Raw genomic sequence first — 6,187 nt, 5'->3', positions numbered from 1 at the left:
TCCGATACAGTCATGACCCAACCCTCCCATTCCCTCGAATAGAGTTGAATCAGAGATCTCCAATATCCGCAACTGTAGTACTAAATTTAGCTGGGCTAATGCCGAACTTTTGTGAAAATTTGATTGTATTTAGACAATTACGCTTCATACACTGAAGGCAGTCCTTCTCCAAAACCGGACCAGACCCGGCTGCCAGATGGCATGAGGACCAAGGCACAAGACACTGAAGTATCAGACACTTCCGACGAAGTTCATCTCAAGCCCGTTCTGTACGAAAATCACGCAGGATCGGCACGTGGACACCAATGCCGTCGGCGCAAAATAAGGCGCCGCGCAGTCGCAAAAATCTGCAGGGGCTCGTTTGTCGGGATGTCGGCGCGGCAAGACTGGCGGCCGTTGGATTGTCAGACGCAAGGTTCTTCTCGGGCCTGCGGGCTTGTCATGTCGATGGTACCCAGATTGCCAGATCGGTGCCGCCGGCGCCTCGGTTGTACTTGCGAAATGGTCTGATCCTTCAACAAAGACGATCCTGGCCTCTGGAGGGTGCAAGGAACTGCTTTCGTCGATTTTGCCAGCATGTGTTCAGCCGACGGAATTGATCCGCACGGCCCTCGCATAGTCCATCAGCCATCCGTGCTGATGATCGTTTTCCACAGTCTCGGGGAACTGGCGGCGCAGCTTGGCCACCGCTTGCGTGGGCGCGCACCCCGCATCGATCAAATGCATCGCGGCGACCACGCCACTGCGGCCCGCGCCGTGATGACAACTCATGCCGACGGACGCGCCAGACGCGAATATCGGTCCGAGGGCCGGGGACAGGCGTTTCCAGGCCCGCATGAAGGCTAGGCCCGGCACGGAATAATCCTCGATGGGCAAGGCGATGGCGCGCAAACCTCGGGCACGGACGGCGCGGCGCAGCATCGCGATGGCGTCCTGCGGCAATTCATCAGGCTGGGTCAGGATGATCAGCAGCCGCATGCCAGCAGTCATCGCATGGTTTAATGTGGCGTCGATCCTGTCGGGATTGATCAGGGCTTGCCCGCGAAAATCGATTTCCAGACCGGGAAATCCCATGGTGATGACATGCCCGCCACGAGGATGCGGGCATATCGCGCGCACCGAGCTGTCGGAATGAAGATCGATCAAGTCTTGGCGCATTGCGTGTCCGAACAAAATTGCGCGCCCCGAAGGCCGGGGCGCGCAGGTCATGGATCAGCGGATCGGATAGGGATACATCAACCCGCCATGCGCGGCATGGGCGTTGGGCGTCTCTGCCCGATTCAGGCCGAAGGGCGTCTCGACACCCAGATGGCGGTCGAACACTTCGCCATAGGAGCCCACCTGGCTGACGATCTGGTACGCCCAGTCGTTCGGCAGGCCCAGCTTTGCGGCCATGTCGGTGGCTGCGCTGTCGGTGCCGAACATGCGCTGCACCGCGGGCGACTGGTTGTCCAGATCGGCGACGATCGCGTCGATATTGGCCGAGGTGATGCCATGGCTGTCGGCGTTCAGCATGACCTGAAACCCCCAGAACAGGGCCGCCTCGAACGCCTGATCCGGACGCGCCACCAGCGTCAGCGGCTCGTTCGAGATGACCTCGGGCAGGATCACGTAGTCTGCGGGTGTCGCGGCCAGCTGGCGGTCGGCGGTCAGCGCGGTCACATCCGAGGCGTAGACATCGCATTTGCCGGAAAAGAACGCCTCGAGCCGGGCGGTCTTGTCGGCGATATTCTCGACCCGGTAGGTCATGCCCTGCGCACCAAACCAGTCGGCGATGTTCAAAAGCGTGGTCGATCCGTCCTCGGCGCAGACGCTGGCACCGTCGAGTTCGGCCGCGCTGGACACGCCAAGGGATTTGGGCACCATGAAGCCCTGACCGTCGAAGAAGGTGGTGACAACGAATGCCATGCCTTCATCTGCATCGCGGGTGCCGGTGCGGGTGATCGAGCGTGACCCCATATGCGCCTCGCCTGCGACAATGGTCTTCATCGAGTCGGAAAAACCGACGCCACGGATATCGGCCTTGCCGGCGTCGCCCAGAACCGCCGCAGCAGCCATGCGGCAGAAATCGGCGTTGAAACCCTGAAACACGCCCGTGCTGTCGGGCACGGAAAAACCGGGCGCTGTGGGGCTGACCAGACAGATCAGGCTGTCGTTGGCCTTGATGTCGTCCATGACCGGCCCGGCCAGTGCGGGGGCGGTCGTGAAGGCAAGGATCGAGCTGGTAGCGGTGAGGAAGAGTTGGGCGGGGCGCATGGAAAGCTCCTGTTGTTGAAAAGGTCGGCATCGAGGGACGCCTTGCCTGTATACAGGTATAGTTCTTCAATTTCATGACAGGTCAGCGGCTTCTTGCGCCTTCGGTACGGTGCAATTCGCGCCCCACCCACGACAGGAACGCGCAGGACAACAGGAACCAGACCCCGACAAAGGCATAGGCCTCGAGCGCGAACTGACCCCAGCCCGGTTCGCTGAACGCCATGCGCGCGGTCGATGTAAGGTCGTGAATGCCCAGAACCACGACCAGCGAGGTATCCTTGTAGGCCCCGATCACCGAGTTCACCAGCGCCGGAAGGCTGCGTGACAGGGCCTGTGGCAACAGCACAAGGCGCATGGTCTTGCCCCAGGACAGGCCAAGAGAAAAGGCGGCCTCCTGCTGGCTGCCGGGCAGCGATTGCAGACCCCCGCGCACATCCTCGGCGAAATACGAGGCGTGAAAGAACACCAATGCGATCAGCGTCGCCATCACCGGGCTGATCCTTGTGTCGGGCGGCAGGGTCAGCGGCAGCACGAAGACACCGACGAACAGCACGGTGACCATCGGAAAACCGCGCATCCCTTCGATATAGACGATTGCGGCGCGGCGCAGAACCGGCCAGCGGGTCTGGTGCCGCAACACCGCCAGCGCCACGCCCAGCGGAAAGGCAAGCGCGATGGCGATGACCGACAGGATCAGCAGAACCGGCATCCCGTTCCAGCGGGACATGTCGACGGCCAGAAGCCCGCCCGCGCCGCCCCCCATCAGCACGAAGGCCAGCGGGATCACCCCGGCCCACAGCGCCACAAGCATCGGCGGCCGCAGCCAGCGCAGCCGCCCGGTGATCCGCAGCCCCACCAGCGCGGACAGCCCCAGCAGCAGGACAGACACCAATGCAGGGCGCCAATGCTCGGCATAGGGATAGGTGCCGAACAGCATGAAGCGGCTTTTTTCGAGATAGAAGCGCCAGCACGCCCCCGAGGCCCCGGCGCAATCCTCCATCGGTCGCGTGGGGGAGACTGCCGAGATCATGGCCCAATCCACCACTGCCCAGATGACGTAAAGCGCCACGGCGGCGCTGACCAGCGATACAAGGGCCGTCACCGGCGTGCCGGCCCATTGCCGCAGGACGTCGCGACGCGCCTCGGGGGGTGGGGATGGCGGGATCACGTGGCACCTCCGGCGCTGCGAGCGCGCAGCCTGTCGTTCAGGCGATTCATCAGCGAGGACGCGACAAGACAGAGGCCAAGATAAAGCCCCATGGTGATCAGCATCATCTCGAGCGGTCGGAATGTCTGGTTGATGATCGTGCCGCTGATGGACATCAGGTCGGAATAACCGACGGCGATGGCGATCGAGGTGTTCTTGATCAGGTTCACATACTGGTTGATCATTGGCGGGATCACGATCCGCAGCACCTGTGGCAGGATGACGAAACGCGTCACATGTCGCGGTGTCAGGCCAAGCGCCCGCGCGGCCTCGACCTGGCCCTGTGGCACCGACAGGATGCCGCCGCGCACCACCTCGGCGATCTGCGCGCCGTGGTACAGCCCCAGCGTGACCAGAACCACCATGAACTGCACCGAAAGCCGCGCACCGCCTTCGAAATCGAACCGCTGGAACTCCGGCAGGCTGGGCACCAGCGGCAGACCGGCCAGCAAGGCGAAAACCGCCGGAAACCCGAGCAGCCCCGCAAGGACCACCGGCAGAACCGCCACGTCCTTGCCCGTGTCACGCTTGATGCGGTGCGCGCGACGGTGCCACAGCACGGCAAACGCGACCGCGACGGCCACCGGCACCAGCAGCCAGAGTTGCCGGGCATCCGCTTCGATCACGGGCATGTAGATCGACCGGTTGGTCAGATGCAGCGGCCCGATCGACAACGCCTCGCGCACCGGGGGCAGGCCGCGCACCGCGACGACATACAGCACCAGCAGCACGAGGATCTTGGGCAGGTTGCGGAACAGTTCGACGTAAAGCAGCGCGATCATGCGGCCCGCCGGGCTGGGTGTCACGCTGACCAATCCCATCACAACGCCCAGACCCGTGGCCAGCACCAGACCGCATATGGCCAGAAACACCGTGTTGAGCAGACCGGCAAGGATCACCCGCCCATAGCTGTCGCCGGCATCATAAGGGATCAGGCTTTCGCTCAGGTCGAAGCCAGCGGTCTGCGTCAGAAACCCGTATCCCGGCGTCACGCCCGCCGCTTGCATGTTCAGCCAGATATTGACTCCAAGCATCGAAAGGCCAAGCAGGATGGCCCCGACAATCGCGTACCCGAGCCGGTCGGGTGCGGATCGGCGGGCGGGCGGCGGCGCGTGTTGCATGGAAGAGACCTGTGCAATATAGTTTCTGCATACTTGTATACAGGCGGTATGTCGGACCTGTGACACTTGCCTGCTCCGGGAGGAGACACGAATGACCTTCCACGCCACCAAGCCACGCGCCGATGACATCGCGGATGCCATCCGCAAACGGATCTGCCTGCAGCCGCAGGACGAGCAATCCCTGCTGCTCGAAGGCGTGCTGGCGGACGAGTTCGGTGTGTCCCGCACCCCGGTGCGGCAGGCGTTGCAGCGACTGGCCTATGAAGGGCTGATCGACGTGCGCACCGGTGTCGGTTCGGTGGTGAGCCCGCTGGATCCGGCGCAGCGCGGGATGCATTTTGCCGTGCATGGCGAACTGTTGGGCCTTGTGGCACGCCTGCCCGATGCACGCGTCCCGCAGGATATCGCGCGGCCTTTGGGCCTGATTGGCGCACAGGACCCGTCCGGCAGACCGATGGATGTGGAAGATGTCTATGCGGTGTTGACGGACCTCAATGCCCTCTTGTCACGGCTGATCCCAGATCCGGTCATCGCCGATGCGCATCTCGTCAGCGGCTGGAGGATCGTGCGCTGGCTGCTGGCGGATTTGCGCAATGGCAACGGAACGAGGGTCGACGCTGTGCTGGGGCTTTGCCGCACCTTGCGGCGCTCTGCCGAGAACGGGCGGGTTGCACTGTTTCGGGAGGCGTCGGACATCGGCCTTGCCGCCGGCACATCATCGACCCGTGTGAGCCGGGTTCAAGCACCCGACGATCCGACGGTGGCCGACAAGAAGCCGTGATCCCGAGGTAAGCCAGCACGGTCTGCGACAGATCGTCGGCGGTACACAATATACCGCCGCGGGCGGTTCAGGGAGGGGTGTTTGCAAAGTCCAGGCGGATTTATGATAGCGGCAATTCGTGTAAGTTGCAGCGAAAGTCTGCGGAGAGCCCTTCTTGCCTCCCGCCTTTTCCGTCGGCTTGGCATAATCCTTTTACTTTGACTTACAAATGGTTCAGCATCTCACCAAAGCGTTTGAGGGGTCGGGAGCACCAATGGCGACGACTGGCGAAATGCGGGTGCTGCTTCAAAAGTATCTGGAGGCCTACCGTAAAAAAGATGCCGCAGGATGTGCGGCATGCTTTGCATTGAACGCTGTGTTGTACTCTTCCTATGCAGCGCCTGTGGAGGGCCGCGACGCAATTGAAGATGTACATCGTAATTGGGTCTCTGAAGGTGGTGCTGACAAGACGCTGGATATTTTACGCGCAGGTTCTGACAGGGAAAGCTCTTGGTGCGTTGCGCGTTTTTCCGACGGAGATCCGCCAAACGAAGGGTTTTCATTGAATGTATTCGAACGCAATGAGAACGGAGCTTGGGTGATTTCCGTGAGCAGCCTCTCAGAGTACGAAGGCTAGCCCAAAGGTAATGTTCAAGAGCAGGTCAATATGAAGGTAATAGCGGCGAATCCTGCTCAATTCGAAGCAGCTATCAAGCTGATGACGCATTGCTTTATTGACGATCCCGTGTGCCGATACCTCTACCCGAGCACGTCCCAGTATCTCGAGTTTTTTCGGCTATTTCGCGGTTTGTGTGGGTGGTTTGGTTTCCGGTCATTTGCTTG

General features: G+C 61.6%; 6 protein-coding genes. 2 read left to right on the top strand and 4 right to left on the bottom strand.

Features of this window, described 5'->3' with window-relative positions; genetic code table 11:
* Positions 1–582 precede the first annotated feature (582 nt).
* The 4 genes from ACFTOW_RS14095 to ACFTOW_RS14080 all read right to left on the bottom strand — a co-directional run bounded on the left by ACFTOW_RS14095 (position 583) and on the right by ACFTOW_RS14080 (position 4,584).
* Entirely contained in the window at positions 583–1,146 is a 564-nt protein-coding gene (locus tag ACFTOW_RS14095; RefSeq protein ID WP_379916775.1) for a protein-tyrosine phosphatase family protein, read from the bottom strand.
* A gap of 66 nt (positions 1,147–1,212) precedes the next feature.
* On the bottom strand, positions 1,213–2,256 hold the full coding sequence (locus ACFTOW_RS14090; protein ID WP_379916773.1) for a type 2 periplasmic-binding domain-containing protein: 1,044 nt from the start codon (positions 2,254–2,256) through the stop codon (positions 1,213–1,215).
* A gap of 82 nt (positions 2,257–2,338) precedes the next feature.
* Positions 2,339–3,424 carry an amino acid ABC transporter permease gene (locus ACFTOW_RS14085; protein WP_379916771.1) on the bottom strand — a complete coding sequence of 362 codons (1,086 nt, stop codon included), beginning with the start codon at positions 3,422–3,424 and terminating at the stop codon, positions 2,339–2,341.
* Positions 3,421–4,584: an amino acid ABC transporter permease gene (locus ACFTOW_RS14080; protein WP_379916769.1), complete on the bottom strand. Its 1,164-nt coding sequence runs from the start codon at positions 4,582–4,584 to the stop codon at positions 3,421–3,423. Before ACFTOW_RS14080 ends, ACFTOW_RS14085 begins: the two co-directional genes overlap by 4 nt.
* Before the next feature lie 91 nt (positions 4,585–4,675).
* Between ACFTOW_RS14080 and ACFTOW_RS14075 the strand changes: the two genes are divergently transcribed.
* Positions 4,676–5,365, top strand: a complete 690-nt coding sequence (locus ACFTOW_RS14075; RefSeq protein ID WP_379916767.1) for a GntR family transcriptional regulator — start codon at positions 4,676–4,678, stop codon at positions 5,363–5,365.
* 208 nt (positions 5,366–5,573) lie between these two features.
* Entirely contained in the window at positions 5,574–5,981 is a 408-nt protein-coding gene (locus ACFTOW_RS14070; protein ID WP_379916765.1) for a YybH family protein, read from the top strand.
* Positions 5,982–6,187: the final 206 nt, after the last annotated feature.

Source organism: Lacimonas salitolerans (assembly GCF_042677865.1).
Lineage (GTDB): Bacteria > Pseudomonadota > Alphaproteobacteria > Rhodobacterales > Rhodobacteraceae > Lutimaribacter > Lutimaribacter salitolerans.
Note: the sequence above shows the minus strand (reverse complement) of the source record. Positions and strands in the feature narration are given on the sequence as shown.